Origin of the sequence: Brevundimonas vesicularis NBRC 12165, assembly GCF_001592205.1 — a bacterium.
GTDB lineage: Bacteria > Pseudomonadota > Alphaproteobacteria > Caulobacterales > Caulobacteraceae > Brevundimonas > Brevundimonas vesicularis.
This window is the reverse complement of record NZ_BCWM01000004.1, coordinates 1-25947: the sequence shown is the minus strand read 5'-3', so window position 1 is coordinate 25947 and position 25947 is coordinate 1. Positions and strand designations below refer to the sequence as shown.

Sequence of the window (25947 nt, the reverse complement as noted above, 5' to 3'; positions counted from 1 at the left end):
TCGTCGCCTCAGAAGGTCGCCTTCAGCGTGGCTACGGCGCGTGCGCCGTAGATGTCGCCGAAGTCGTGATGATCGGTGTCGTGATAACGCAGGTCCAGCGCCAGATTGTCGGTCAGCTGATAGGCCGCGCCCAGGTTCCAGGTGGTGTAATCCAGGTCCGACGAGACCCACTGACGGCCGACGGCGCCCGAGACGGTCCATTTGTCGGCAGGGCTGACCGCGCCGTTAACCTCGGCATAGGTCGCCTCGTCCTCGGCCGCGCCGAAGAAGTCGGGCGAATAATAGACGGCGGCGCCCAGGGTGGCCGAACCCACGGTGCGCGAAGCGGCGGCTTTCAGCTCGACATAGTCATAATCGGCGCCGTCGGGCTGACCGGCGTAGAGATAGCCGATCACCCCGAAGTCCAGCGCATAGCCGGCGACCTCGGGCCGATAGCCGGCATACAGATCGACCTCGGCGTCCGTATCGTCGCCGAAATCGACGTTGGAGGCCCAGCCGCCGGCGTAGAAACCGTTCTTGGTCAGATCGACGCCGGCCGAGATGGCTGGGTTTTCCTGGGTTTGGCTGACGCCGCGAAAGACGTAGTCGGAGGTGACGGCGACGTTAGCCGACACGTCCTGGGCCTTGGCTTCGCTGCACAGGCCCAGACCGGCGAGACCGACAATACAGGCGGCGGCGAACCAGGCGTCGTTGCAGCCCGAGGCCTTGGAGAAGGATTTACGCATTGGATTTCTCTATTCGAACAGGATGAATGGCCATGGGGTTGGAGCGCGTGCGCGGATCGGTCTGCTGCAGCGTCGCCACACCCCACATCACGGCGATGACCAGCACCGCCACGACGAGTTGCAGGATGCGAGAGACCTCCCGACGCATCACGCCAGACCCAGGCCGGAGATGAGCAGGTCGATCAGCTTGATGCCGACGAACGGGGCGATCAGGCCGCCCAGGCCGTAGATCAGCAGGTTGCGACCCAGAAGCGCGCCGGCGCCGATGGCCCGGTATTTGACGCCCTTCAGCGCCAGCGGGATCAGGGCGACGATGACCAGGGCGTTGAAGATCACCGCCGACAGGATGGCGCTCTCGGGGCTGTGCAGACGCATGACGTTCAGCGCGCCGAGCGACGGCAGGGCCACTACGAACATCGCCGGGATGATGGCGAAATATTTGGCCACGTCGTTGGCGACCGAAAAGGTCGTCAGCGCGCCGCGCGTGATCAGCAGTTGCTTGCCGACCTCGACGATCTCGATGACCTTGGTCGGGTCGCTGTCCAGATCGACCATGTTGCCGGCCTCGCGTGCGGCCTGGGCGCCGGTCTGCATGGCCACGCCGACATCGGCCTGGGCCAGGGCCGGGGCGTCGTTGGCGCCGTCGCCGCACATGGCGACCAGGCGACCCTTGGCCTGTTCGGCCTTGATCAGGCGCATTTTGTCCTCAGGCGTGGCCTCGGCGAGGTAGTCGTCCACTCCCGCTTCCGAAGCGATGGCGGCGGCGGTCACCGGATTGTCGCCGGTGATCATCACGGTGCGCAGGCCCATCCGGCGCAGGTCGGCGAAGCGCGCCTTCACGCCCGGCTTGACCACGTCTTTCAGGTGGATGACGCCGACTAGGACGCCGTTCTGGGTCACGGCCAGGGGCGTGCCGCCCGAACGGGCGATCCGGTCCACGGCCTGGCGGAACTCGGCCGGGGCCGCGCCGTCGGTCAGGTTCAGATCCTTCAGTACCGCATCGACCGCGCCCTTCCTCCAGCTGTCCTTGCCGACGTCCAGGCCCGACTGGCGGGTGACGGCGGTGAAGGGAATGGCGACGGCGCCGGCGGGCTGATCGACCGAGACGCCGGCGTTGCGGCCCAGCTCGACGATGGAGCGGCCCTCGGGCGTCTCGTCGGCGAGCGACGCCATGACGGCGGCGGCCAGGGCGGCCTCGGGGCGCACGCCCGGAACCGGGATGACTTCGGTCGCCATGCGGTTGCCGAAGGTGATGGTGCCGGTCTTGTCGAGCAGCAGGGTGTCGACGTCGCCTGCCGCCTCCACCGCACGGCCCGAGGTGGCCAGCACGTTCACCTTCAGCAACCGGTCCATGCCGGCGATGCCGACGGCGGACAGCAGGCCCCCGATCGTGGTCGGGATCAGGGTGATGAACAGGGCGCCCAGCACCATCGGGTCCAGATCGACGCCGGAATAGGCGCCCAGGCCCACCAAGGTCACGACCGCGATCAGGAAGATCAGGGTCAGGCCGGCCAGCAGCACGGCCAGGGCCAGCTCGTTGGGCGTCTTCCGGCGGTCCGCGCCCTCGACCATGGCGATCATGCGATCGAGAAAGGTCGAGCCGGGCTTGGCGGTGATGCGCACCTTGATCCAGTCCGAGACGACGGTCGTGCCGCCGGTCACCGCCGAACGGTCGCCGCCGCTTTCGCGGATCACCGGGGCGCTCTCGCCGGTGATGGCGGCCTCGTTGACCGAGGCCACACCCTCGACGATCTCGCCGTCAGAGGCGATCACGTCGCCGGCCTCGACCAGGATGATCGACCCGACTTCAAGCTCCGAGGCGTTGGTCGGGACCACGCTGCCGGTCTTCGGATCAACGATCAGCTTGGCCTTGGTCGTGACGCGGGTGGCGCGCAAGGAATCGGCCGCCGCCTTGCCCCGCCCTTCGGCGATGCTTTCGGCGACATTGGCGAACAGGACCGTGGCCCATAGCCACAGCGCCAGCTGCACCGCAAAGCCCGCTGACTGACCGCTCGCGATGGCCGCAGCGGCCGAGAGCGTGGACAGAAGCGCCACGATCCAGGTGGTGAAGATGACCGGATTGTTGATCAGCTTGACGGGGTTCAGCTTGACGAAGGCGTCGCCCACGGCGCGTCCGATCATCTGTCCCGAGAGGCCGCCCGCAAGAGGCGACGCACGGCCGCCCTCGCGGGGATCCAGAGTTACTTGTGTCATGTCAGGATGTCCGAAGGATCAGGCGCCGGCGACCGCCGCGAGCACCTGGAAGTGCTCGACGATCGGTCCCAGGGCGAGGGCGGGCAGGAACTGCAGGCCGCCGAGGATGAGAATCACGCCGATCAGCAGGCCGATGAACAAGCCATTGTCGGTCGGCAGCGTGCCGGGGCTGGGCGCCAGCTTGGGCTTGACCACCAGACTGCCGGCGATGGCCAGGACGGCGACGGCCGGAATGAACCGCCCGAACAGCATGCCCAGCCCCAGGGTCGTGTTCCACCACGGAGCGTTGGCGGTCAGGCCCGCAAAGGCCGAGCCGTTGTTCGCCGCCGCCGAGGTGTAGGCGTAGAGGATCTCCGACAGGCCGTGCGGACCCTTGTTCAGCAGGCCCGCCAGCGCCGCCGGGAAGACGGCCGACACGGCGGTGAAGCCCAGGATGGCCAGCGGCAGGATCAGCACCGCGATCATGGCGAACTGGATCTCGCGCGCCTCGATCTTCTTGCCCAGATATTCCGGGGTGCGCCCGACCATCAGGCCGGCGACGAAGACCGACAGCAGGGCCATGACGACCATGATGGCGATGCCCGAACCGACGCCGCCGGGCAGGATCTCGCCCAACTGCATCAGGAACATCTGCAACCCGCCGCCCAAGGGCATGAAGCTGGCGTGCATCGAGTTGACCGACCCGTTCGAGGCGCCGGTCGTGACCACGGACCAGACGGTCGAGGCGGGCGCGCCGAAGCGGACCTCCTTGCCCTCCATATTGACCGAGGCGTCCACCTGGGCCGCGACCAGGGCCGGGGCCGGCTGGGTCTCGATCACATACATGGCCGCGCTTGCGACGCTCAGCAGGATCAGGGCGGCCGCCGCCAGGGCGCGGATGTCGCGTCCCGCCATGGCCGTGCGGCCGAAGGCGAAGAAGGCCGCCCAGCCCATGACGTTGATCGCCACGGCGGTCAGCAGATTGGTGATGGCGTTCGGGTTCTCGAACGGATGGGCGCCGTTGACGTTGAAGACGCCGCCGCCGTTGATGCCCAGCTGTTTGATCGCCACCTGGCTGGCGGCCGGGAACAGCGGTAAGGTCTGGGATCCGCCCTCGACGCCGGTCGCCGTCACATGGGCCGCCAGGCTCTGAACGATGCCGAGACCTGACAGGGCCACGGCCAGGATCAGGGCGGCGGGCAGCAGGACGTACAGGGTCGTGCGGGTCAGATCGGCCCAGAAGTTGCCGACGCCCTCGCCGCGATTGGCGACGAAGGCCCGCGCCAAGGCCGCCGCGATCGTCGCGCCCGTCGCCGCCGAGACGAAGTTCTGCACCGTCAGGCCGACCATCTGGGTGAAGGTCGACAGGGTCGCCTCCCCGCCATAGCTCTGCCAGTTGGTGTTGGTCACGAAGCTGACGGCGGTGTTGAAGGCCAGATGCGGCGACACGCCTGCGAACCCTTGCGGGTTCAGCGGCAGCACGCCCTGCAGACGCAGGATCGCATACAGCAGCACAAAGCCCGCCAGGTTGAAGGCCAAAAGGGCGCCGGCGTATCCCAGCCAGCCTTGGCTGCGTTTAGGATCGACGCCGGCGGCGCCGTAGAAGACGGCCTCGACCGGCTTCAGCACCGGGTCCAGCCAGGTCCGCTCGCCATTCCAGACGCGCGACATATAAACGCCGATGGGCCAGCCGAGCATTACGGCCAGCCCAAGGGTCAGGGCGATCTCGCCCCATCCTTGAATGTTCATGATTTTAGTCCCGGTCCCTTAGAACCGCTCGGGCCGCAGCAGCGCCGCGACCATGTAAACGGCGACGACCAGCGCCCCCGCCCCCCAGAGCATGGCGATCATCGTCATACCCGTTTCAACGCTGTGGCCAGCAAGGCGAAGACGGCGAACGCCCCCGCACCCACCGCCAGAAAAATCACATCGGCCATGCCGATCGCCTCCGACTTGTTGGAGACGGCAAATGCTCACCGAGAGGCATAAGCGCGCCATTCCGGATCACGCGCGGCGCATAAGGAAAACATAAGGGGCCGGTTGTGCGGGCATCGAGCAGGCGCCTGCGAGCCCCGTGAAGCACCTTACGGAAGCGCCGTCCGACATGCGGGCAGCGTCAAGTTCCGCCTGTCTTCGGACGCGCCAGGTGTCGTAAAAAGCTTCCGCCAGGAAATGACACGTCCTGGATAAGGCTTGCTATTGCCCCGTCTGCCGTTAGGAACCCGGCTCCCCTGCCTGGAGCCCTGCCATGACGGCGACGAAACCGATGACGATCGGGATCGATTTCGGCACGACCAATACGGTCGTGGCCCTGACCGATGCGGACGGCCTCGCCTATCTCGTGACATTCGACGCGGTCGAAGGCCAGACCACCACCTTCCGCTCGGCGCTCAGCTTCCAGACACATCCGGGCGTGGACGGCCAGCCGCCCGAGCGTGTGGTCGAGGCCGGGCCCTGGGCCATCGCCGCCTATGTCGAGGACCCGCTGGAGACCCGCTTCATCCAGTCGTTCAAGACCTTCGCCGCCAGCGCCGCCTTCACCGAGACCCGGATCGACAACAAGCGCTACGCCTTCGAGGATCTGCTGGCCGCCTTCCTGCTGCGCCTGCGCCACCATGCCGGCGACGCACTGACGGACGCCCCGCCCGCCGTCATCGTCGGCCGTCCCGTCACCTTTGCAGGCGGCAATCCAGACGAGACCCTGGCCCTGTCGCGCTATCAGACGGCGTTTCAGCGACTGGGTTTCACCGACATCCGATATGCGCACGAGCCTGTCGGCGCCGCCTTCTATTTCGCGCGTCAGCTAAAGGCGGACGCAACGGTCCTGGTCGCCGACTTCGGCGGCGGCACCAGCGACTTCTCCATCATACGGTTCGAACATACGCCCGACGGCCTGCGTTCGACGCCGCTGGCCCGCTCCGGCGTGGGCGTGGCGGGCGACGCCTTCGACTACCGGATCATCGACCAGCTGGTTTCGCCCGAACTGGGCAAGGGCGGTCTGTACAGCTCCGTCGGCAAACAACTGCCGATTCCCCAGCGGTATTATTCCGCCTTCGCCCGCTGGGATCAGCTGGCTCTGCTACGGGCCTCGCGCGACATGCGCGACATCCGCGCCCTGGCCCGCACCGCGCTGGAGCCGGAGAAGATCGAGCGCCTGATCGAGGTGCTGGACGACAACCACGGCCATGATCTGTATCGCGCCGTGTCCGCGCTGAAGATGGCCTTGTCAGCTGACGACCAGGCGACCTTCCTGTTCCAGGCCGGCGGTGTCCATATCGAAAAGCCGGTCGCCCGCGCCGATTTCGAACGCTGGATCGCGCCGGAACTTACCGCCATCGAAGGGGCGGTGGATCAGGCGATGGCCCGCAGCGGCCTGGCGCCCGACGCCATCGACCGCGTCTTCCTGACCGGCGGCACCTCCTTCGTGCCGGCCGTAAGAGCGCTCTTCCAGAACCGCTTCGGCGCCGAGCGGATCGAGACGGGCGGCGAGTTCGAATCCATCGCCGCCGGCCTGGCCCTGATCGGGCGCGAGACGGATCTGGACCTGTGGAGCGAAAAGGCGGTCTAAATCCCGCCCTAAAACCCTTGCGCCCGCGCCACCCGTTCGGCGTGGAAGCCGGCGTCGCCCAGCAGTTCGTTCAGCACCCGCACCCGCTTCATGAACAGGCCGACGTCGAAATCGTCGGTCATGCCGACGCCGCCGTGCATCTGAACCGCCTCCTGCACCGCCAGCTCGGCGACCCGCCCCGCCTTGGCCTTGGCGATGGAGGCCGCCAGCGGCGCGTCTTCGCGCCCTTCGTCGATGGCGATCTGCGCGCCGATCGTCGCCGCGCGCGCCAGCTCCAGCTCCGAGAACAGATGCGCGGCCCGGTGCTGCAACGCCTGGAACTCGCCGATCAGCTTGCCGAACTGTTTGCGGGTCCGCAGATAGTCCATCGTCGTCTTGAACGCCTGATCGCCGGCACCTGTCAGGCTGGAGGCCGCGCAGGCCCGCCCCAGGTTCAGCGCGCCATCCAGCAGCGCCTCCCCGCCCCCGACCGCGCCGATCACCGCATCGGCGTCGACCGCCACATCAGTCAGCGTGATCCGCGCCGCATTGTGCGCATCCACCATCACCGTGCGCTCGATATCGACGCCCGCCGTCGCCGGATCGACCAGTAACAGCGTCGTCCCCTCCTCAGCCGTCGCGACGACGATCAGGGCGTCGGCCACATGGCCGTCCAGCACGAAGGCCTTGGCGCCATTCAGCCTGAAACCATTGCCCGCTCGCTCGGCCCGCGTGGTGATCCGGGAAGGCGCATGCTTGGCGCCCTCTTCCACCGCCAGCGAAAGGATCGCCTCGCCCGCCGCGATCCTGGGCAGCCAGGCCTGCTGCACCTGCGAACCGCCGTCAATCAGCACCTTGGCCGCCAGAATCGACGATCCCAGATACGGCGACGGCGTCAGGGTGCGGCCCAGGCTCTCGGCGATCACGCCGGCCTCGACCGCGCCCAGCCCCATGCCGCCCAGCGCCTCGGGGATGATGACGCCGGCGAAGCCCATCTCGCCGAAGGCCCGCCACAGGTCGCGCGACACCCCATCGGCGTCACGCTCGTCCCGCAGCTTCCTCAGATGGGCGATCGGCGCCCGTTCGTTCAGGAAGCCGTCGGCGGCGTCCTGCAACATCGTCTGTTCTTCGGTCAGGATCAGCGGCATCGTCTCACGCTCCCGGCAGTTGCAGCAGGTGTTTGGCGATGATGTTCAGCTGAACCTCGCTGGTGCCGCCCTCGATGGAGTTGGCCTTGGTCCGCAGCCAGTCGCGCGCGGTCTTGCCGTCATGCGACCGCTCGCCCTCCCATTCCAGCGCATCGACCCCGCCCGCCGCCATAAGCAGCTCATGGCGCCGCTTGTTCAGCTCGGAGCCGTAATATTTCAGCATGGAGGCGATGGCCGGATGCGCCTGTTTGGCCTTCACCTGATCTCCGACCCGCTCCATCGCCAGACGGAAGGCGGCGGCGTCGATCTCCAGATCCGCGATCCGCGCGCGCAGCATAGGCTCGTCCAGTCGGCCGGCCTCGTCGGCGCCGATGGCGTCCAACGCCACCTGCCCCACCGGCCGCCCGCCGCCGACCTCGCCCATCGCGCCGATCATGGTCCGCTCGTGCGCCAACAGATATTTGGCCACGTCCCAGCCCCGGTTCAGCGTCCCGACGAGGTTTTCCTTCTCCACCCGGACATCGTCGAAGAAGGTCTCGCAGAAGGGCGACTTGCCTGAAATCAGGGTGATCGGCCGCGTCGTCACGCCCGGCGTCTTCATGTCGAACAGCACGAAGCTGATGCCCAGATGTTTGGGCGCCTCGGGGTCCGTCCGCACCAGGCAGAAGATCCAGTCGGCCTTGTCGGCGTAGGAGGTCCATATCTTCTGGCCGTTGACGATCCAGTGGTCGCCCCGATCCTCGGCCCGCGTCTGGATGGACGCCAGATCCGACCCCGCGCCTGGCTCGGAGTAGCCCTGGCACCAACGGACCTCGCCGCGCACGATCTCGGGCAGAAAACGCTTCTTCTGCTCTTCCGTCCCAAAGGCCAGCAGCGCCGGGCCCAGCATCCAGACGCCGAAACTGGCCAGGGCCGGTTGGGCCTTGATGCGGCGCAGTTCGGAGGCCAGCACCTTGGCCTCCTCGCGGCTGAGGCCGCCTCCACCGTATTCCCTGGGCCATTCCGGCGCCGTCCAGCCCCGCGCGCCCATTCGCTCCAGCCATTGCTTGTGCGCCGGGGTCTTGAACGTGGGATTTCGCCCGCCCCAGATCATCTCGTCGTCGGCCATCGGACCGCGACACTCGGCCGGGCAGTTCGCCTCCAACCAGGCGCGCGTCTCGGCGCGGAATTGCTCCAGATCGGTCATTCCTCGTCTCCCATGGCGTGCGTCGCTGACCGGCCGAAACCGATGCGAGACATCGTTGGGAATGACCTTATCCAGGAAATCCCCGCCTTAGAAAGCGAAACCTGAATGCCGATCACCTAGAGCCTGATCGGCATCAGTGGAATCGCTTCGCGATTCCGCTGATGCCGTGAATCAGGCTCCAGATTGATGCTGGAGCGAAATCTGAGCCGAGTTGGACTGCATCCAACTCAACCGATTTCGCTCTAGCTGACGTAATGTCAGATCAGGCCGTCAGATCAGACCGTGCCCCTTGGGCAGTTCAGCGTAGCGGTGAACCCGCGTCGACATCACCAGACCAAAACCGATCATGACGGTCAGCATCACCGTGCCGCCATAGGACAAGAGCGGCATCGGCACGCCCACGACCGGCGCCAGCCCCATCACCATCGCCCCGTTGATCAGCACATAGAGCGCGAATGTCGCCGTCACGCCCGACGCCGCCAATCGCCCAAAGTGGCTGTGCGACAGCGAGGCGATCCTCAGCGAGATCAGAATGATGGCGGCATAGGAGGCCAGAAGCGTGAAGGTGCCCACAAAGCCGAACTCCTCGGCGAAGGCGGCGAAGATGAAGTCAGTCTGGCGCTCGGGAAGGAACTCCAGCTGGCTCTGGCTGCCCAGGCCAAACCCGCGCCCCAGCGGTCCGCCCGACCCCATGGCGATCTTGGACTGCACGATCTGATAGCCCTTGTCCGACATGTCGGCCTCGGGGTTCAGGAAGGTCAGCACCCGGTGACGCTGATAGTCGTGCATGCCGAACATGACATAGGGCGGCACCAGCACGGCGGCGGCGATGATCAGCGGCAGGATGATCCGCCAGCTCAGCCCGGCGACGAACATGATCGCCGCGCCCGTCAAACCGATCAGTATGGCCGATCCCAGGTCCGGCTGGTGCGCGACCAGCAGGAACGGCAAGCCGATGATCCCGACCGGGAAGATCAGCTTCCAATGGAAGCTCGCCTCCTTGGCCGAGGCCCCGTGATACCAGCGCGCCAAGGCCAGCACGACGCCGATCTTCATGATCTCGGACGGCTGGATGCGGGTGAAGCCCAGGTCCAGCCATCGCGTGGCGCCCAAGGCCGTATAGCCCAGCGGCGTCTCCACCAGCGCCAGCATGAACAGCGCCATCCCGTAGATGGGATAGGCCAAGGCGAACCAGTAGCGGATGCTGATCAGCGACAGCATCAGCATCAGCGCCAGACACATGCCGAACCGGATCAGGTGCTTCATCGCCCACGGCGACCAGGATCCGCCGGCCACCGAATACAGCATCAGGGCCCCGGTGCCGGACACCACGCACAGCAAGGCTGTCAGCCGCCAGTCGATCTGGCCCAGTTTGGTCGAGACGCGTTCGCGCTCGCCGGGACGTGACAGGGCCGACGCGGTCAACGGCCGGGCTCGGACAGATAAGGACGCGGCCCGCTGGTCGCAGACGGCGCGGGGCGGCTCGGCTGCGGCGGGGCCACGACATCGGGCTCGGGCGCGGCGCCCACCACCCCGTCCTCGACGATGGCGTCGCCGGTCGGTTCGGGCGGCAGCGGCCGTTCGATGCGCGCTCGCATGTCCGGATCCTTGAGCAGGACGGTGCGCATCACCTCACGCGCACGCGGCGCGCCGGCGGTCGCCCCGCCCTTGCCCCCGTGTTCGACGATGATGGCGACTGCATATCGCGGCGCATCCACCGGAGCGAAGGCCACGAACAGGTTGTGGTCCTTCAGCGCCCAGATATTGCTCTTGCGCGAGCCGGAGCCGTAGTTCCGGACCTGCGCCGTGCCGGTCTTGCCAGCCATCTGGATATCACCCAGGCCCAACTGGCTCTGGCGATAGGCGGTGCCGGATCGGTCATTGGCCACGGCGATCATACCCTGGCGCACATATTCGACGTGGGCCGGATCGAACGGCAGGTCCGGCGCCTCGGCCCCGCTGGGCTGCTCGACACCGCCGATGGACTTGATCAGGCGCGGTTGAAGCTGCTTCTTCCCGTTCGCCAGCCGCGAGGTCATGACCGCCAGCTGCAGGGCGTTCACCGTGATCGCCCCCTGCCCGATGGCGACCGAGGTCGTCTCGCCGGGATGCCAGACCGGATCGCGCGGGAACGTCCGCGCCTTCCACTCTGTGGACGGCAACAGGCCTTTGCGCTGGTTCCCGACGCCGATGTCGAACTCGTGCTCGAAGCCCAGCGCCAGCCCCGCCTTGCGGATATTGTCCACGCCGGCGCGGTTGCACATGGCGTAGAAATAGACGTCGCAGGAGTTCTTGATCGCGTCGTGCATGTTCTGGGTGCCATGCCGCCCCCAGCATCGCTGCACCCGGTTACCGGTGCGATACGCGCCGCTGCAGAAGACCGTCTGATTCGGATCGACACCGGCCTCCAGCAGGGCCAGCGCCGTCGTCGGCTTGAAGGTCGATCCCGGCGGGAAGGTGCCGTTCAGCGTCTTGTCCAGCAGCGGCTTGCGCTCATAGTCGGCCAACGCGCGATAGGTCTTGCTCGGCACGCCGCCGACGAACAGATTGGGATCGAAAGACGGCGCAGACATCATGCACAGGATGTCGCCGTTGCGCACATCCATGACCACACAGGCGCCCGACTCGTCGCCAAACACCTCCAGTGCCCGGTTCTGAACATCGGCGTCCAGTGTCAGGATGACTTCCTTGCCCGGCACGGCCGGCCGCGATCCGCCGATGTCCTCGGCGACGACGCGACCGCGCGCATCGACCTCGACCCGATTGCCGCCCGGCTCGCCGCGCAGCGACGTATCCAGAGCCTTTTCTACGCCTTGGCGGCCGATGCGGAAGCTGGGGTTGAACAACAGGGCGGGCGGCTGCTCGCCCTTGTCACGGATCGCCTTGACGTCGCGATCGGACACCTTGGCCACATAGCCGATGACGTGGGCGAACGATCCGCCGAACGGATAGTAGCGCGCGTCGTTCATATCGACCATCACGCCGGGCAGTTCGTTGGCGTACTGATTGACCTTGGCGAACTCTTCCCAGGTCAGGTCGCTCTTGACAGGCACCGGATTGAACTTGGACGCCGCATTGACGTCGCGGATGATGGCGCGCCGGCGCTCAAGCGTGTCGGGCAACAGCCGTCCCAGAAGGTCCAGCGTCTGGTCCAGATCCTTGGTCTCGTCGCGCACTACCAGCACCCGGAAACTGGGGCGATTGCCGGCGATGACGACGCCGTTGCGGTCCTTGATCAGGCCGCGCGGCGGTGGGACCATGCGGAAGTTGAACTGGTTCTGCGACGACAGGGTCGCATATTCCTGAGCCTGCACGACCTGCAGCTGGCCCAGCCGTCCGATCAGCGCTGTAATCCCCAGCGCCGTCGCCCCGCCCAGCACGAAGGTGCGCCGCAGGAAGGACCCCTGACGCTCATTCACATCGGCAAAGAAGATGGAGGGCTCGCCGCTCATCGGAACCGAATATCTCCGTCGTCGAATCGCTCAAGCATCCAGTTGGCGATCGGAAACAGCAGCAGCGTCGGCACGACCTGTCCGACCAGCGGCAGGATCGCCGGCGCGTTCGCCGCTCGCATCGTCACCACCAGATAGGCCAGAAAAAAGGCGCCCAATGTGCACGCGGCATAGGCTCCAAAGCGGATCAGCCCCTCATGCCCCGCCAGCAGATTGCGCGACAGCAGCACCGTTCCATAGACGCCCATCAGGCACAGCGCCCAAAGGCCCAGCGGCGTATTCCAGAAGAGATCGAGGAACAGGCCGATCAGGAACAGCGCCGCCGGCGCCAGCATCGACGGCCGGATCAGGGGCCAGGCGAAGGCCAGGATCATCGGAATGACCGGCTCGGGCAGATGCAGACCGAACAGCTGGAGCGGCGTTCCCAGAACGACCGTCGCGGCGAGGACGAGCAGGGCCGGATAGACGATCCACTGAAGAGGTCCGACAACGCGAACCGCGACGGGCCGTCTCACGCCGCGCCTCCCGGAGCGGGCGCCGGCGCAGGGCTCGGCGCAACCGGCGCAGGCGACGAGGTCGAAGCCGCAGGCCTCGGGGACGTCACGGCCGGACGGGCCGCCGTCGGCGCAGCGGCGGGCGCAGGCGTTGGCGCTGGCGTCGTCGCCGCAGCACGCGCCCGTTCGGCCCGGGCCTGCTGCGCCGCCGCACGACGCGCGGCCGCGTCACGGATCGCTCCGACCTCGGCCGCGCTCGGCTCCGGCGCCGTCGCCAAGCCTGCGAGAGGCGGCGCGTTCAGCGCATTCGGGCTGACCAGCTGTCCAAAGCTCTGGAACAGCAGCACGCGGACGTAATCGATCGCGCCGTGATCGCTGAACAGTTTGACCCGCCAGGCGCCGTCCACGCCCTTGGCGGCCACGCCGACCGGCAGTCCGCGAGGCAGCCCGCCGCCGTCCCCTGAACTCAGGATACGGTCACCCGCCTTGATCGAACCGGATCCGCGAATGAACTCCAGACGCGGGCTGTCGCCGCCGTCGCCGGTCAGCATGGCGCGCGCATCGGTGCGCTCGATCATCACCGGCGTGCGCGACGCCACGTCCGTCAGCAACACGACACGGCTGACGCCGCCCGTCACGCCCGTCACCCGACCGACCAGTCCATGTTCCGTCACGACCGGATTGCCGATCCGCACGCCCTTGGCCGAACCGACGTCGATCAGCTTGGCGTTGGAGAAGGGGCCGCGCGTTTCCGAAATCGCTCGCCCCGTGGCCATGGGCACCGGCGGTTCGGTGCGCAGACCCAGCATGGCCTCATAGCGGCCGTTGATGTTCTTTTGGGCGATCGCCTCGTCGCGCCAGCCGCGCAGTTCGGCGATCTCGGCTTTCAGGCGGCGGTTCTCGCCGATAGCGAAGAAATAGCCGCCGACATAGTCGCGCGCGGCCCCGGCCCAACGCACCGGCGCGGCGAAGACCCCGCCCACTGGCCCGGCCGTCGCTTCGAAACCGCCGCGCGCCGCGCCCATGGTCGAGCCGCCCTCGGACGTGGTCCGATCGCCCAGCAACAGGACGACCGCGCCGATGACGGCCACGACGACGACGACCGCGGCGGTCCACGCCAGCGGCACCTTGATGTTTTCAAAAGGGCCGTCGCGAAACGCCACGGGCGACCTTCCACTCAAAGGGGTTGGAATCGGCAGGACGCCCCCTGCCGCTGAGCCTGCCTATCGCAAAATCAAGGCCGGAATGGAACCGTGATCACGCAGGCCTGACAAGGATTTGCAGCCAAGCTTTCACTTGGCCGCAACGGACGGATCAGAGCGCGGAGTCGAGCACGCCCTTCATCCAGCGCGGGTGCTCCAGCACGCGGCCACAGCCGATGGCCACGCACGACAGCGGATCATCGGCGACCGAGACCGGCAGGCCGGTGTGATCGCGGATCTCGACGTCCAGGCCGCGCAGCAGCGCGCCGCCGCCCGTCAGCATGATGCCCTTGTCGGCGATGTCGGCGGCAAGTTCAGGCGGGGTGGCTTCCAGCGCGACCTTCACGGCCTCGATGATCTGGGTGACCGGCTCGGCCAGGGCTTCCGCCGCCTGACGCTCCGAGATGCGCACCTCGCGCGGCACGCCCTGCATCAGGTCACGGCCCTTGACCTCGATCGACAGGCCTTCGCCGTCGGCCGGAATGCGGGCGGTGCCGATGTCCTTCTTGATGCGTTCGGCGGTCGTTTCGCCGATCAGCAGATTATGGTTGCGACGCATGTAGCTGATGATCGAGTCGTCCATCTTGTCGCCGCCGACGCGGACCGAACGCGAATAGACAATGCCCGACAGCGACAGGACGGCGACTTCCGTCGTGCCGCCGCCGATGTCGACGACCATCGAACCTGTCGGTTCGTGGATCGGCAGGCCGGCGCCGATCGCGGCGGCCATCGGCTCGTCGATCAGGCCCACGCGGCGGGCCGAGGCGTTCAGGCAGCTGTCGTTGATCGCGCGACGCTCGACCGCAGTGGCGCCCGAGGGCACGCAGACGATGATCTTGGGGTTCACGAAGCCCTTGCGGTTATGAACCTTGCGGATGAAGTGCTTGATCATCTCTTCGGCGACTTCGAAGTCGGCGATGACGCCGTCGCGCATGGGGCGGATCGCCTCCATGTGGCCCGGCGTGCGGCCCAGCATCTGCTTGGCCTCGATCCCCACGGCGTGAACGACCTTGCGTCCGCCGACGTTTCTCAGCGCCACGACCGACGGCTCGTTCAGGACGATGCCCTTGCCCTTCATGTAGATCAGGGTGTTGGCGGTGCCCAGGTCCATCGCGATGTCGTTGGAGATCGCGCCGAAAAGGGAGAAGCTCATGGGAATCGATACCGTTGTTAGCTGGCAGGGCGTCTAGATGTCTCAGTCGACCTGGCGACGCCCCAACTGCCCTGACATCCCCACGCCGGACAGTTCCTGATCGTCTTCGCCACGCCTACTAGCGGCGGGTTTGCCCGTATGAAACCGGGAATACAAGCCCCGATGACAGTGTCGTCATATGGAGAGGGCTATCGAGGCACGACGCCTGTGGACACCGGCTTCAGGATGTCGGCCTGCCGTCGCGCTTCGGAACGACGGCCAGGGCGTCCGCCGCCTCCATCGTGGGATACAGCGTGTCCTCCTCGCGGGCGACCCGATGCGCCAAGGCGCCGATCAACCCCTTGGTTACAGAGGCGAAACGCTCCCGATCCCTCAGAATGCGGGCCTGTGACCACTCTTCGAAATAGTGCGCCCAAACGCCGCTCAGAGCCCCCATGTCCTCAACATAGTGCTGCGCGAGGTTGCGAACCGAATGATCTTGGGACCGCATCAGGACGGGATAAAGTTCGCCGTCCTCAATCGCGAGATGCTCAGTCAGAGCCGTATTCAGCGCACGCATCAGCTCACGTGCGCGGATCGCATCGTCCGACGTTTTCATAATGGCGGCGGTCCCGCCCAGGGCGCTGGCCAGTCGAATGATCCGGCCGTGCTGCGTCTTCAGAATACGGACATCCATGGCGACGCCTCCAAAGCAACAGCATGCAACCTCTGGATGAACGGAGTCTAAATAGCAGGCTAAGCAAATTCCCTCAGTCGCCGCGCGCGATCTCGCGCCGCTTGACCAGTTCACGCACCAACAGCATCAGCGCCAGCCAGGCCAGCGCCACGCCAGCCAATATGGCCGAGGTCCAGATCCCGTCGCCGCTGACCGCCGTCATGAAGGATCCGCCGAAGAAAGCGACCAGCGCGGTCTTCGGCAATACCCCCAGCGCGCACCCCGCCAGAAAGCCCGGAAACGACGCCCTCGCCGCCCCGAACGCCATGTTGACGACGATGAACGGCGCCGACGGCACGTTGCGGATCATGAAGCTGGCGTAGAAGGCATTTTTGCCGACGAACCGCGTCAGCCGTCCGACCGTCTTGCCGCCGTGCCGCGCCAGAAGCCGCGCCGTGGGTCCGCGTCCCAGCCAGTAGGTCACGCCCGCCGACACGACCGTCGCGATCCAGCTGTAGAGGAAGCCGAACCACGGTCCGAACGCCACGACGCAGGCGGCGATCAGGATGAACTGCGGCGCGCCGAAAAAGGCCGAAATCGTGAACACCACGATAGCGGCCACCAGCCCCCAGGGCCCCTGACGGAATCCGGCCAGCCAGTCTTCCAGCCGCCCTTCGGCCTCCAGCCCCAACTGGCTCTTGCCCACAGCGAACAGGGCGATCATCGCGCCCAGCAGCAGGGCCGTCGCCAGCACGGCGCGCCAGCGACGCGCCTCCATGTTCGACAGAAAATCGATGATCCAGCGCATCAGAGCCGCCGCTTATCATCCCATCTCTGCATTAGCGAGCATCAGCGCATTGTCCCGAGGGGCGACGCCGCGTAAACAACCCCGCCTCCCCGGCAAAAACTTCCAAAACCACGGGATAGTTCATGTCCAGCCTGCAATCTTCCGCCCTCGCCCGCGTCAAGCCCTCGGCCACCATCGCCGTCACCGCGCAGGCCCGGAAGCTTAAAGCGGAAGGTCGAGACGTGATCGGCCTGGGCGCCGGCGAGCCGGATTTCGATACGCCTGAAAACATCAAACAGGCTGCGATCGACGCGATCAACCGCGGCGAGACCAAATACACCGACGCCGACGGCATGCCCGAGTTGAAGGCGGCCATCGTGGCCAAGTTCAAGCGCGAGAACGATCTCGACTATACGGCCGCCAACATTCACGTCGCGCCGGGCGGCAAGCCCGTCATCTTCAACGCCCTGGTCGCGACGCTGAATCCCGGCGACGAAGTCATCGTGCCCGCCCCCTACTGGGTCAGCTATCCCGATATGGTGCTGCTGGCCGGCGGCGAGCCTGTCACCGTGGTTGGCGAGGAGAAGGACGGCTTCAAGTTGCTGCCCGCTGTGCTGGAAGCCTCGATCACGGCCCGCACCAAGTGGCTGATCCTGAACAGCCCTTCCAACCCAACCGGCACCGCCTATACGCGCGCCGAACTGGAAGCCCTGGCGGAGGTGCTGCGTCGCCACCCGCAGGTCTGGGTGCTGACCGACGACATGTACGAGCACCTCGTCTACGGCGACTTCGAATACACCACCATCGCCCAAGTGGCGCCGGACCTGATCGACCGCACCCTGACGGTCAACGGCGTGTCCAAGGCCTACGCCATGACCGGCTGGCGCATCGGCTACGCCGGCGGCCCCAAGCCTCTGATCGACCTGATGCGCAAGGTAGCCAGCCAGACCACATCCAACCCGTCCAGCATCAGCCAATGGGCGGCCGTCGAGGCGCTGAACGGCCCGCAGGACTTCATCCCTGAGCGCAAGGCCGCCTTCGAAAAGCGCCGCGATCTGGTCGTGTCGATGCTCAACCAGGCGGCTGGCATCACCTGCGCCACGCCCGAGGGCGCCTTTTACGTCTATCCGTCCATCGCCGGACTGATCGGCAAGATGACCGAGACGGGTGTCGCCATCGATGGCGATTCCACCTTCGCCGCGGAACTGCTGAACGCCGAGGGCGTCGCCGTGGTCCAGGGCGAAGCTTTCGGCCTGAGCCCCTATTTCCGCATCAGCTACGCCACCTCGGACGCCGTGCTGGAAGAAGCCTGCACCCGCATCCAGCGCTTCACGGCTTCGCTGCGCTGATCGACCCAGGGCGGAGGCTAAAAGCTTCCGCCCGCCATCCGGCTCTACTTGCTGGGCTGCATATAGACCACGCGGCAATCGCCATCGATGGTGGTGTAGCGGTTGTTCGACGCGTCCACGAACGAGATTCGGCCGCCGTCGTCATATTCGACCTTGCCAGTCGAGCGTCCCTTGAAGTTCTCCACTCCATAGGTCCAGCAGGTGATGTCCGCCGGCTTGTCGCCCCAGGTTGCGTCGTTGCGCGCCCGCTTGCTGTCGGTGCAGGCGGACATTCCGCCGGTCAGGGCGAGGGCAACGGCTGTATAGACGAGCGCTTTCATAGGCTCAGCCTTGCACGGACGCCGTCCAAGGAAAAGGGCCGCCCCGGCGATGCCGGGACGGCCCAACTTTCGACGATGGCGCTCGACCTATGGCCGGCTGGCCATGCCCAGCTTCACAGGCTTGGCGTCGTCAGCCAGGGCGCCGCGCTTGACGCCCCACAGAAGGATGATCGGCGCGCCGACATAGATCGACGAATAGGTGCCGATGATGATGCCGAACATCAGAGCGATGGAGAAGCCGAACAGGGCCTCGCCGCCGAAGATGGCCAGAGCCGCCAGCACCATGACGGCGGTCACGCCGGTGATGATTGTCCGCGACAGGGTCTCGTTCAGCGACAGGTCGATCACGTCGCGCAGCGGCATGGTCTTGTACTTGCGCAGGTTCTCGCGAAGACGGTCGAACACGACGACGGTGTCGTTCATCGAATATCCGATGACGGTCAGGACGGCGGCGACCATGTTCAGGCTGAACTCCAGCTTGAACAGCACGATCAGCCCGAACGTCAGGATCACGTCGTGAAGCAGGCCGACCACGGCGCCGAAACCGAACTGCGGCTCGAAGCGGAACCAGATGTAGAGGAACATCAGGCCGATCGCGACGCCCAGAGCCAACAGGCCCGAGGTGAACAGTTCGCCCGACACCTTGGAGCCAACGACGCTGACGCCCGAATAGTTGACCTGACCGACCGCGCCGCTGATGGCGCCCTCGACCTGGTTGACCACCTGGGTCTGATCGCGGCCTTCAGGCACCTGGAAGCGAAGAATAGCAGTCGAGCCGTCATCGACATTGGTGTCGCGGCGCGCGATGCCCTGGACCTGAACGTCACCCAGGTTCAGGCCATTCACGGCCTCGCGGACCCGATCCAGCTCGATCGTCTGACCCGCCGGCTTGGACACTTCCATCGAGGCGCCGCCCCGGAAGTCGATGCCCATGTTCAGGCCGGGATAGAAGCAAGACACGATCGCCGCGACGCACAGGATCACCGACAGAACGCCGGCGAACCGCGCATATTTGACGAAGTGGAAGTTCGTCTTCTGCGGCAGCAGTTTGATGAGGGGCCATCCACGCATCGCCATCACTCCGCGATCGGCAGTTTTTTGGGCTTGGCCGTCTTGAGCCAGTAGCCGAGCAGGACCTGGGCGACCAGGACCGACGAGAAGACCGAGGTGAACACACCGATGGTCAGGGTCCAGGCGAACCCGCGAACAGGGCCTTCGCCGAACACGAACATGATGCCCGCCGCGACCAGGGTGGTCAGGTTGGCGTCGATGATGGTGCCCATGGCCTTGTTGAAGCCGGCGTCCATCGAGGCGATGACGCTGCGCCCCGCACGGGCCTCGTCACGCATCCGCTCATAGATCAGCACGTTGGCGTCCACCGCGACCGCGAAGGTCAGGATCAGACCGGCGATGCCGGGCAAGGTCAGCGTCGCCTGGGTCAACGACATGGCCGCCACGATCAGCACGCCGTTCAGCACCAGGCCGACCACCGACACGCCACCGAACAGCAGACCGTAGGCCAGGATCATGAACAGCACGATGATGGCGAAGCCGACGGCGGTCGACAGGGCGCCTGCGGCGACCGCATCCGCACCCAGTTCGGCGGTGACGGTGCGGCGCTCCTCGACGTTCAGCGGCGCCGGCAGGGCGCCCCCGTTCAGCAGGTTCACCAGCGTCGCCGCTTCCTGGATCGAGAAGTTGCCGGTGATCTGGCCCGAACCCGAGGTGATCGCGCTCTGGATTGTCGGGGCCGAAATGACCTTGCCGTCCAGAATGATGGCGAAGGGCTTTTGAAGGTTGGCGGCGGTGGCTTCGCCGAACCGGCGGGCGCCGGCGCCGTCGAAGCGGAAGTCGATGGCCGGACGGCCGCTCTGGTCCGAACCGACGCCGGCGCGGGTCAGGTTCTCGCCCGACACCAGCACGCGCTTCTTGACCAGATAGGGCGTGCCGTCCTCACCTTGCAGCAGTTCGGAATCGGGCGGCACACGGCCGGCCAGGGCATCCTGAACCGAGTTCTCGACATCGACCATCTGGAAGGTCAGCTGCGCCGTCTGGCCGATGACTTCTTCCAGCTTGCTCGGATCGCTCTCGCCCGGCGCCTGGACCACGATCCGGTCGGCGCCCTGGCGAGTGATGGAGGGTTCGCGCGTGCCCAGGCTGTCGATCCGGCGGCGCACCACCTCGATCGACTGGTCCACGGCCGTCGCGCCCATGCCGTTCAGCGCGGCGTCGGTATAGGCGAAGCGGATGCGGTTATCGCCCAGGCGCGTCGCGGTGCGTTCCGCCTGGCCGCCCGGTCCGACCTGACCACCCAGCTGTTGCAGCGCCTTGAACGCGGCATCGCCCTGGGCCGGATTGGCCAGGGTGACGACCACGCCGCCGGCTTCACGCTGGAAGCCGTTGGTGGCGACGCCCGCACTGTTCAGCGTGACCCGAACGTCCTCGATCAGGTTGGTGACGCGCTTTTCGCGCATCGCAGGCACATCGACTTCCAGCAGCAGATACGAACCGCCCTGAAGGTCCAGCCCCAGGTTCAGCTTGTTCTTGGGCATAAAGCCGGGCAGCGCTTCGCGCTGCTGATCCGACAACAGGTTCGGGAACGCCAGCAGACAACCGAGAACGGCCGCGACGACGACGAGAATGACTTTCCAGCGCGACAGCTGAATCATGAGGGCGGTCCAGGTATCGGCGGATACGCGAGCGTATCAGGCCTTGGAATCGTTGGCGGCGATGGCGGTGCGGTTTCGCACCTCGGCGATCATGGCCTTGACCACGCGCACATTGACGCTGGGCGCGATCTCGACGTTGACCTCGGCCTCTTCGACGCGGGTGACCTTGCCGATCATGCCGCTGCCCAGGACGACAGTGTCGCCACGCTTGACGGCGGCGATGGCGGTTGCGTGTTCCTTGGCGCGCTTCTGCTGCGGACGGATCAGCAGGAAGTAGAACAGGATGAAAATACCGATGATGGGCGCAAACCCGATCAACTGCGCCGTCAAGCCGCCTTCAGCGCCCATGGGTCGTCTCCGAACATAGAAGGGTAGCCCTCGTCGGCCCCCCATTAAAACGAGGCGCGGAACCTAGGGCCGCGCCTCGCAGATTGCAACGCGGCGAAAGCGCTACCTGGGCAACACTGTCAAAGGATCGACGGCGACCGGATCGTCGCCGCGCATCTGACGGGTCTCGAAGTGGATCGAGGGGCGTCCGTCGCCGGCCGTCAGACCCACGGTGCCGATCTGCTGGCCCGCGCGAACGTCGTCGCCGTCCTTGACCGTCGCCGAACCCAGATGGCCGTAGACCGTGCGCCAGCCGTTGGCGTGCACGATCAGCACCGTCAGCCCCTGCCCCACCAGATCGCTGCCGACATAGGCCACACGCCCCGCCGCAGAGGCGCTGACCGTCGCGCCGGCCGAGGCGCCGATGTTGATGCCGTTGTTCCGCTCGCCCATGCCGACCGGGCCGAAACGTCGCACGATGTCGCCGCGCACGGGCCACAGCAGGTTCGGCTGAGCGGTGACGGCGCCGGCGTTGGTCTGTTCGACAGGACGCGTCTGGACCGGCAGGGCAGCATTGCCCGAGGGCGGCGGCGGGGGCGGCGGCACGGCGCCGTTGTTGGGCACCAGCACGCCGACGGGCGAGGCGCCAGTCGCGTAAGGATCGCGGCCGGTATCCACCGCCGCTTCAGGCAGTATGATTCGCTGGCCGGTCGTGATCGCCCCGCGTGGCCCCAGGCCGTTCAGATCAATCAGCGTCTGGACCGGGGTCTGGAAGCGGCGTCCCACGCCCGAGATCGTGTCGCCCGGTTGGATCACATAGGCCGCGCCCGGGCGCACCGGGGCCGACGACGACGGATAGGACGGCGGCGTGTAGGCGGGCGGCTGCGACGCCGGAGGCTGATAGGTCGGTTGGCTCGGACCGACATTGACCGTTGGCGGCAAGGCCCCGCCGTCCACCTGACCGATCGGCGCGGTCGCGGGCGGCGGCGATTCATAAGGGGCCGGTCGATAGGGCTGGTTCGAATTCTGGCCGGCGTTCGGATAGGTCGGCTGCTGCGGATAGGCGCCCTGCCCCGGACCATAGGCCGGCGCCGGGTTCGCATGCGTCGAATAGCGCGGCTCCGAAGGATAGCTGATGCAGGCCGCCGTGCTCAACGCCGCCCCCGCGACCAGAACCGCTCTCATCCAGCCCGAAATCATCGCCACCGGCTGCTCCCATTCGTGGTTAAACTCGCCCGCCCGGTGTGCCCGCTCGCGCCCCATAAGCCAACCCCGCAAACCGCACGGAATTGGGGCGCGAAGGTTAACGGCTCACACAGCGAGCAACCCGGTCGCGAGCGATAGCCAGCAAAAAGGAGTCTATCCCTCCTTCGCCGTCCCCTCGACCAAGGGAACGAAACGCACTTCCGTCAGGCTCTCGCGGTGGAACGACCCGTCGCCTTGCCCGACGTAGCGATGCAGCATCTGCACCGACGTCCGCCCCACCGGCGCGACCAGCACCCCGTTCGGCTTCAGCTGTTTCAGCAGTTCGGTCGGCTCGGTCGGCGAGGCGGCGGTGACCATGATCCGGTCGAACGGCGCCTGTTCGGCCCAGCCCAGGCCGCCGTCGCCGTGCTTGGTGATGACGTTCTCGATCTTCAGCACCCGCAGCCGCGCCTCGGCCTCGACCAGCAGGCTGCGATACCGCTCCACCGAATAGACATAGCGCGCCAGCCGGCTCAGCACCGCGCACTGGTATCCGCTACCCGTGCCGATCTCCAACACCCGGTGACGCGCCTGCACCTCCAGCGCCTGGGTCATCAGTCCGACGATATAGGGCTGGCTGATGGTCTGGGCGCAGTCGATCGGCAGGGCCTGATCCTCCCACGCCTGATCCAGGAACTTCTCGTGCACGAAGACCGCGCGGTCGATGCTCTCCATCGCCTTCAGCACGCGCGGGTCCGTGACCCCTTGCTGCCGCAGCGACAGGATCAGCCGCCCAGCCCGGTCGTCGTGCAGATTCATGCGGCGGTCGCCACGCTCTTCGGCGGCGCCCCGCCCAGCACCTTCTTCAGGTCATTCACGCTGGTCATGTGCGTCAGGTCGATATGCAACGGCGTGACCGAGATCCGCCCCTCCTCGATGGCCCGCAGGTCCGTGCCCTCGGCATGCTCCTGCTTTTCACCCCGGAAGCTCATCCAGTAATAGTCCCGTCCGCGCAGGTCCGTGCGCCGCACCGCGTGCATCTCGCCGACGTTGCGGAAGCCCTGGGTCGTCACCTCGACCTGATCGACCGCTTCCGGCGGCCGGTTGGGGAAGTTCAGGTTCATCACCACCCCGTTCGCCCATTTCTGGTCCAGCAGGCGGCTGATTATCGCAGGCGCAAAGGCTTCCGCTGTCTCCCAGTGCGCGACCACCTCGTCGTGGAACCGCTCCAGGCTTTGGCTCAGGGCGATGGAGCGGATGCCGAACGCCATGCCCTGCAAGGCGCCCGCCACCGTGCCGGAATAGCTGACGTCCTCGCCGATATTGTGCCCGCGATTGACGCCCGACAGCACCAGATCGGGCTTCTCCGGCATCAGGTCATTGACCGCCAGCACGACACAGTCGGTCGGCGTGCCCGTCACCGCGAACCGCTTCTCGCCCAGGTTCAGCACCCGCAACGGTTCTGTCAGGGTGATCCCCCGCCCCTTGCCCGACTGCTCGACGGCGGGCGCGCACACCCACACGTCGTCGCTCAGCGTGCGCGCAATCCGCTCGAGGCATTCCAGGCCTTCGGCCTCGATCCCGTCGTCATTGGTCAGGAGAATTCGCATCAGCCGCCCACGAACTCCACACCGCCCATATAGGGCTGCAACACCTTCGGCACGGCGATCCGGCCGTCGTCCTGCTGATAGTTTTCCATGATCGCCACCAGCGTCCGGCCGACCGCCAGGCCCGAGCCGTTCAGCGTATGGACGAACTCGGTCTTCTTCTCGCCGGCGCGCTTGAACCGCGCATCCATGCGCCGCGCTTGGAAGTCTCCGCAGTTCGAACAGCTGCTGATCTCGCGATAGGTTCCCTGGCTGGGCAGCCAGACCTCCAGGTCGAAGGTCTTCTGCGCCGAAAAGCCCATGTCGCCCTTGCACAGCAGCATCCGCCGGAACGGCAGCTCCAGCGCCTTCAGCACCGCCTCCGCACAGGCCGTCATCCGCTCGTGCTCGGCGTCTGAGTCCTCCGGCCGCGCGATGGACACCATCTCGACCTTCGAGAACTGGTGCTGGCGGATCAGCCCGCGCGTATCGCGCCCCGCCGACCCCGCCTCGGCCCGGAAGCACGGCGTCAGCGCCGTCATCCGCATCGGCGTCGCCAGCTCGTCCTCGGACAGGATGGTCTCGCGCACGAGATTGGTCAGGGAGACTTCGGCGGTGGGGATGAGGTAGCGGCGCTCTTTAGCGAGTTCCGCCTCAACGGCATCAAAGTAGTTGAAAGCCCACGCATTCTTCAGTTCGGATTGCAGTTCCTCATAGCTAGCCATCAGGACATCAGCGACCTGAGCGCCAGAGGACACTAGACGATCAACCTCGGCATACGCCTTGTCGATCAGATGCTGCTCGACAACTTTAGTCCGGTCACTTGCGATGGCGTAGGCGGCGTCTTTATCGAGGAAAGTCGCTTTGAACAGATCCTCCTCAAACTTCGGCAACTGCCCCGTGCCGAACATCGCGTCGTCCCGCACCAGATACGGCGGGTTCACCTCCAGATACCCGTGCTGGTCCGTCTGCAAATCGAGCATGAACTGGCCCACGGCCCGTTCCAGCCGCGCCAACTGCCCTTTCAGCACCGCGAACCGCGCGCCCGACATCTTCGCCGCCGCCTCGAAGTCCAGCATCCCCAGGGCCTCGCCCAGGTCGGCGTGATCCTTGGCCGGACCGGTGCGACGCGGCTCGCCCCAGGTCGAGACCTCGACATTGGCCGCCTCGTCCTCGCCGTCCGGCACATCCTCGGCCGCCAGGTTCTTCTGCGCCGCCAGCAGGTCGCGCAGCTCCTTGCCGACGCGCGCCTCGACCTCGGACGCCGCAGCGATGTCGCCTTTCAGCGCCTCGACCTCGGCCTTGAGGCGATCCGCCTCTGCCATGTCCTTGCGCCCCATGGCGGCGCCGATCAGCTTGGAGGCTGCATTACGCTTGGCCAGGGCGTCCTGACCCGTCGTCTGGGCGTGACGCAGTTCGCCGTCCAGCCGCAGGATGTCCGCCACCAGCCCATCGGCCTCGTCCACCCCGCGCGACGACCAGCCCGCCACGTAAACCTGGGGGTTCTCGCGAATGGCTCTGATGTCGTGCATGGTCTGAAACTTCGGCTGGGCGGGAGAAGCCGAACGCTCTACCCGCCCACGCGGAATCGGGCAACGCGAGAAGCTCGCACCATCGTCTCCTCCCCAATTGTGGGGAGGGGGACCGCGAAGCGGTGGAGGGGTTCTTGACGCCGCTTAGGCGCCGGGATGCGCTGAAGAGCTCCTCCGTCTCTCCGCTACGCTTCGAGCCACCTCCCCATGACATGGGGAGGAGACGATGCTCAGCCATCGCAATGCCGCTGGCCCCTCCCCAGCGATTTCAACCGCTTGCCGATTTATGTCCCCCGTCTCCCGTCCACGGGGTCAAACGGCCCCATAATACGCCTGTCTCGTCGCATGGAGGGCTCGCTTGGCCTGCGACCTTGCGGCGACGGGAGCGGATGGAACGGGGGCGGTGGTGAAATCCCATCGCGGCGCCGGGGCTGACC

The 25947-nt window shown here is 66.4% G+C and carries 24 protein-coding genes; 2 read left to right on the top strand and 22 right to left on the bottom strand.

Annotated features, from left to right (window positions below; all coding sequences use genetic code 11):
* Positions 1-8: 8 nt before the first annotated feature.
* Genes BVE01S_RS04055 through BVE01S_RS16715 form a run of 5 tightly spaced genes read right to left on the bottom strand, consistent with a single transcriptional unit; the run spans position 9 to position 4775 of the window.
* Positions 9-725 (bottom strand): TorF family putative porin, encoded by a 717-nt coding sequence (locus BVE01S_RS04055; protein ID WP_066624675.1) that lies wholly within the window; start codon positions 723-725, stop codon positions 9-11.
* Complete coding sequence (locus tag BVE01S_RS16720; protein ID WP_153923133.1) at positions 718-873, bottom strand: hypothetical protein; 156 nt, start codon at positions 871-873, stop codon at positions 718-720. Before BVE01S_RS16720 ends, BVE01S_RS04055 begins: the two co-directional genes overlap by 8 nt.
* A complete protein-coding gene (gene kdpB, locus BVE01S_RS04050; protein ID WP_066624670.1) occupies positions 873-2939 on the bottom strand; it encodes a potassium-transporting ATPase subunit KdpB in 2067 nt (688 codons plus the stop codon). Before kdpB ends, BVE01S_RS16720 begins: the two co-directional genes overlap by 1 nt.
* 18 nt (positions 2940-2957) lie before the next feature.
* Positions 2958-4667, bottom strand: coding sequence for a potassium-transporting ATPase subunit KdpA (gene kdpA, locus BVE01S_RS04045; protein ID WP_066624667.1), 1710 nt, complete (start codon positions 4665-4667; stop codon positions 2958-2960).
* A gap of 18 nt (positions 4668-4685) precedes the next feature.
* A complete protein-coding gene (locus BVE01S_RS16715; RefSeq protein ID WP_105625212.1) occupies positions 4686-4775 on the bottom strand; it encodes a potassium-transporting ATPase subunit F in 90 nt (29 codons plus the stop codon).
* Positions 4776-5166: 391 nt separating this feature from the next.
* Here BVE01S_RS16715 and BVE01S_RS04040 point away from each other — a divergent pair, with 391 nt between their 5' ends.
* Positions 5167-6486 carry an Hsp70 family protein gene (locus BVE01S_RS04040; RefSeq protein ID WP_066624664.1) on the top strand — a complete coding sequence of 440 codons (1320 nt, stop codon included), beginning with the start codon at positions 5167-5169 and terminating at the stop codon, positions 6484-6486.
* A gap of 8 nt (positions 6487-6494) precedes the next feature.
* Here BVE01S_RS04040 and BVE01S_RS04035 read toward each other — a convergent pair whose 3' ends face one another.
* From BVE01S_RS04035 to BVE01S_RS03995, 9 genes are all read right to left on the bottom strand, one after another.
* Positions 6495-7613 carry an acyl-CoA dehydrogenase family protein gene (locus tag BVE01S_RS04035; protein ID WP_066624660.1) on the bottom strand — a complete coding sequence of 373 codons (1119 nt, stop codon included), beginning with the start codon at positions 7611-7613 and terminating at the stop codon, positions 6495-6497.
* Positions 7614-7617: 4 nt separating this feature from the next.
* Positions 7618-8799 carry an acyl-CoA dehydrogenase family protein gene (locus tag BVE01S_RS04030; protein WP_066624658.1) on the bottom strand — a complete coding sequence of 394 codons (1182 nt, stop codon included), beginning with the start codon at positions 8797-8799 and terminating at the stop codon, positions 7618-7620.
* A gap of 270 nt (positions 8800-9069) precedes the next feature.
* Complete coding sequence (rodA, locus tag BVE01S_RS04025; RefSeq protein ID WP_066624655.1) at positions 9070-10224, bottom strand: rod shape-determining protein RodA; 1155 nt, start codon at positions 10222-10224, stop codon at positions 9070-9072.
* Positions 10221-12251 (bottom strand): penicillin-binding protein 2, encoded by a 2031-nt coding sequence (mrdA, locus tag BVE01S_RS04020; protein WP_066624652.1) that lies wholly within the window; start codon positions 12249-12251, stop codon positions 10221-10223. The genes rodA and mrdA overlap by 4 nt, the downstream gene beginning before the upstream one ends.
* Complete coding sequence (locus tag BVE01S_RS04015) at positions 12248-12766, bottom strand: hypothetical protein (RefSeq protein WP_066624650.1); 519 nt, start codon at positions 12764-12766, stop codon at positions 12248-12250. Before BVE01S_RS04015 ends, mrdA begins: the two co-directional genes overlap by 4 nt.
* Positions 12763-13908 (bottom strand): rod shape-determining protein MreC, encoded by a 1146-nt coding sequence (gene mreC / locus BVE01S_RS04010; protein WP_066624648.1) that lies wholly within the window; start codon positions 13906-13908, stop codon positions 12763-12765. Before mreC ends, BVE01S_RS04015 begins: the two co-directional genes overlap by 4 nt.
* 151 nt (positions 13909-14059) lie before the next feature.
* Positions 14060-15100, bottom strand: coding sequence for a rod shape-determining protein (locus BVE01S_RS04005; RefSeq protein ID WP_017504801.1), 1041 nt, complete (start codon positions 15098-15100; stop codon positions 14060-14062).
* Between the two features lie 220 nt (positions 15101-15320).
* A complete protein-coding gene (locus tag BVE01S_RS04000; protein WP_066624644.1) occupies positions 15321-15776 on the bottom strand; it encodes a hemerythrin domain-containing protein in 456 nt (151 codons plus the stop codon).
* Positions 15777-15849: 73 nt separating this feature from the next.
* Complete coding sequence (locus BVE01S_RS03995; protein ID WP_066624641.1) at positions 15850-16563, bottom strand: TVP38/TMEM64 family protein; 714 nt, start codon at positions 16561-16563, stop codon at positions 15850-15852.
* Positions 16564-16685: 122 nt separating this feature from the next.
* Here BVE01S_RS03995 and BVE01S_RS03990 point away from each other — a divergent pair, with 122 nt between their 5' ends.
* A complete protein-coding gene (locus BVE01S_RS03990; RefSeq protein WP_066624639.1) occupies positions 16686-17891 on the top strand; it encodes a pyridoxal phosphate-dependent aminotransferase in 1206 nt (401 codons plus the stop codon).
* Between the two features lie 44 nt (positions 17892-17935).
* On the opposite strand, the gene BVE01S_RS03985 is transcribed toward BVE01S_RS03990, so the two are convergent.
* The 8 genes from BVE01S_RS03985 to serS form a co-directional block, all read right to left on the bottom strand.
* Positions 17936-18211, bottom strand: a complete 276-nt coding sequence (locus tag BVE01S_RS03985; RefSeq protein WP_055804960.1) for a hypothetical protein — start codon at positions 18209-18211, stop codon at positions 17936-17938.
* A gap of 87 nt (positions 18212-18298) precedes the next feature.
* Entirely contained in the window at positions 18299-19288 is a 990-nt protein-coding gene (secF, locus tag BVE01S_RS03980) for a protein translocase subunit SecF (RefSeq protein WP_039243629.1), read from the bottom strand.
* Complete coding sequence (gene secD / locus BVE01S_RS03975) at positions 19288-20880, bottom strand: protein translocase subunit SecD (protein ID WP_066624637.1); 1593 nt, start codon at positions 20878-20880, stop codon at positions 19288-19290. The genes secF and secD overlap by 1 nt, the downstream gene beginning before the upstream one ends.
* 36 nt (positions 20881-20916) lie before the next feature.
* The gene (gene yajC, locus BVE01S_RS03970; RefSeq protein ID WP_017504795.1) at positions 20917-21228 is read right to left on the bottom strand and encodes a preprotein translocase subunit YajC; all 312 of its coding nucleotides are present in this window, start codon (positions 21226-21228) and stop codon (positions 20917-20919) included.
* 102 nt (positions 21229-21330) lie between these two features.
* The gene (locus BVE01S_RS03965) at positions 21331-22407 is read right to left on the bottom strand and encodes a peptidoglycan DD-metalloendopeptidase family protein (protein ID WP_066624627.1); all 1077 of its coding nucleotides are present in this window, start codon (positions 22405-22407) and stop codon (positions 21331-21333) included.
* Positions 22408-22566: 159 nt separating this feature from the next.
* On the bottom strand, positions 22567-23211 hold the full coding sequence (locus BVE01S_RS03960; RefSeq protein WP_045810751.1) for a protein-L-isoaspartate(D-aspartate) O-methyltransferase: 645 nt from the start codon (positions 23209-23211) through the stop codon (positions 22567-22569).
* A complete protein-coding gene (surE, locus tag BVE01S_RS03955) occupies positions 23208-24002 on the bottom strand; it encodes a 5'/3'-nucleotidase SurE (RefSeq protein ID WP_066624621.1) in 795 nt (264 codons plus the stop codon). Before surE ends, BVE01S_RS03960 begins: the two co-directional genes overlap by 4 nt.
* On the bottom strand, positions 24002-25510 hold the full coding sequence (gene serS / locus BVE01S_RS03950) for a serine--tRNA ligase (RefSeq protein ID WP_066624618.1): 1509 nt from the start codon (positions 25508-25510) through the stop codon (positions 24002-24004). Before serS ends, surE begins: the two co-directional genes overlap by 1 nt.
* Between the last annotated feature and the right edge of the window lie 437 nt (positions 25511-25947).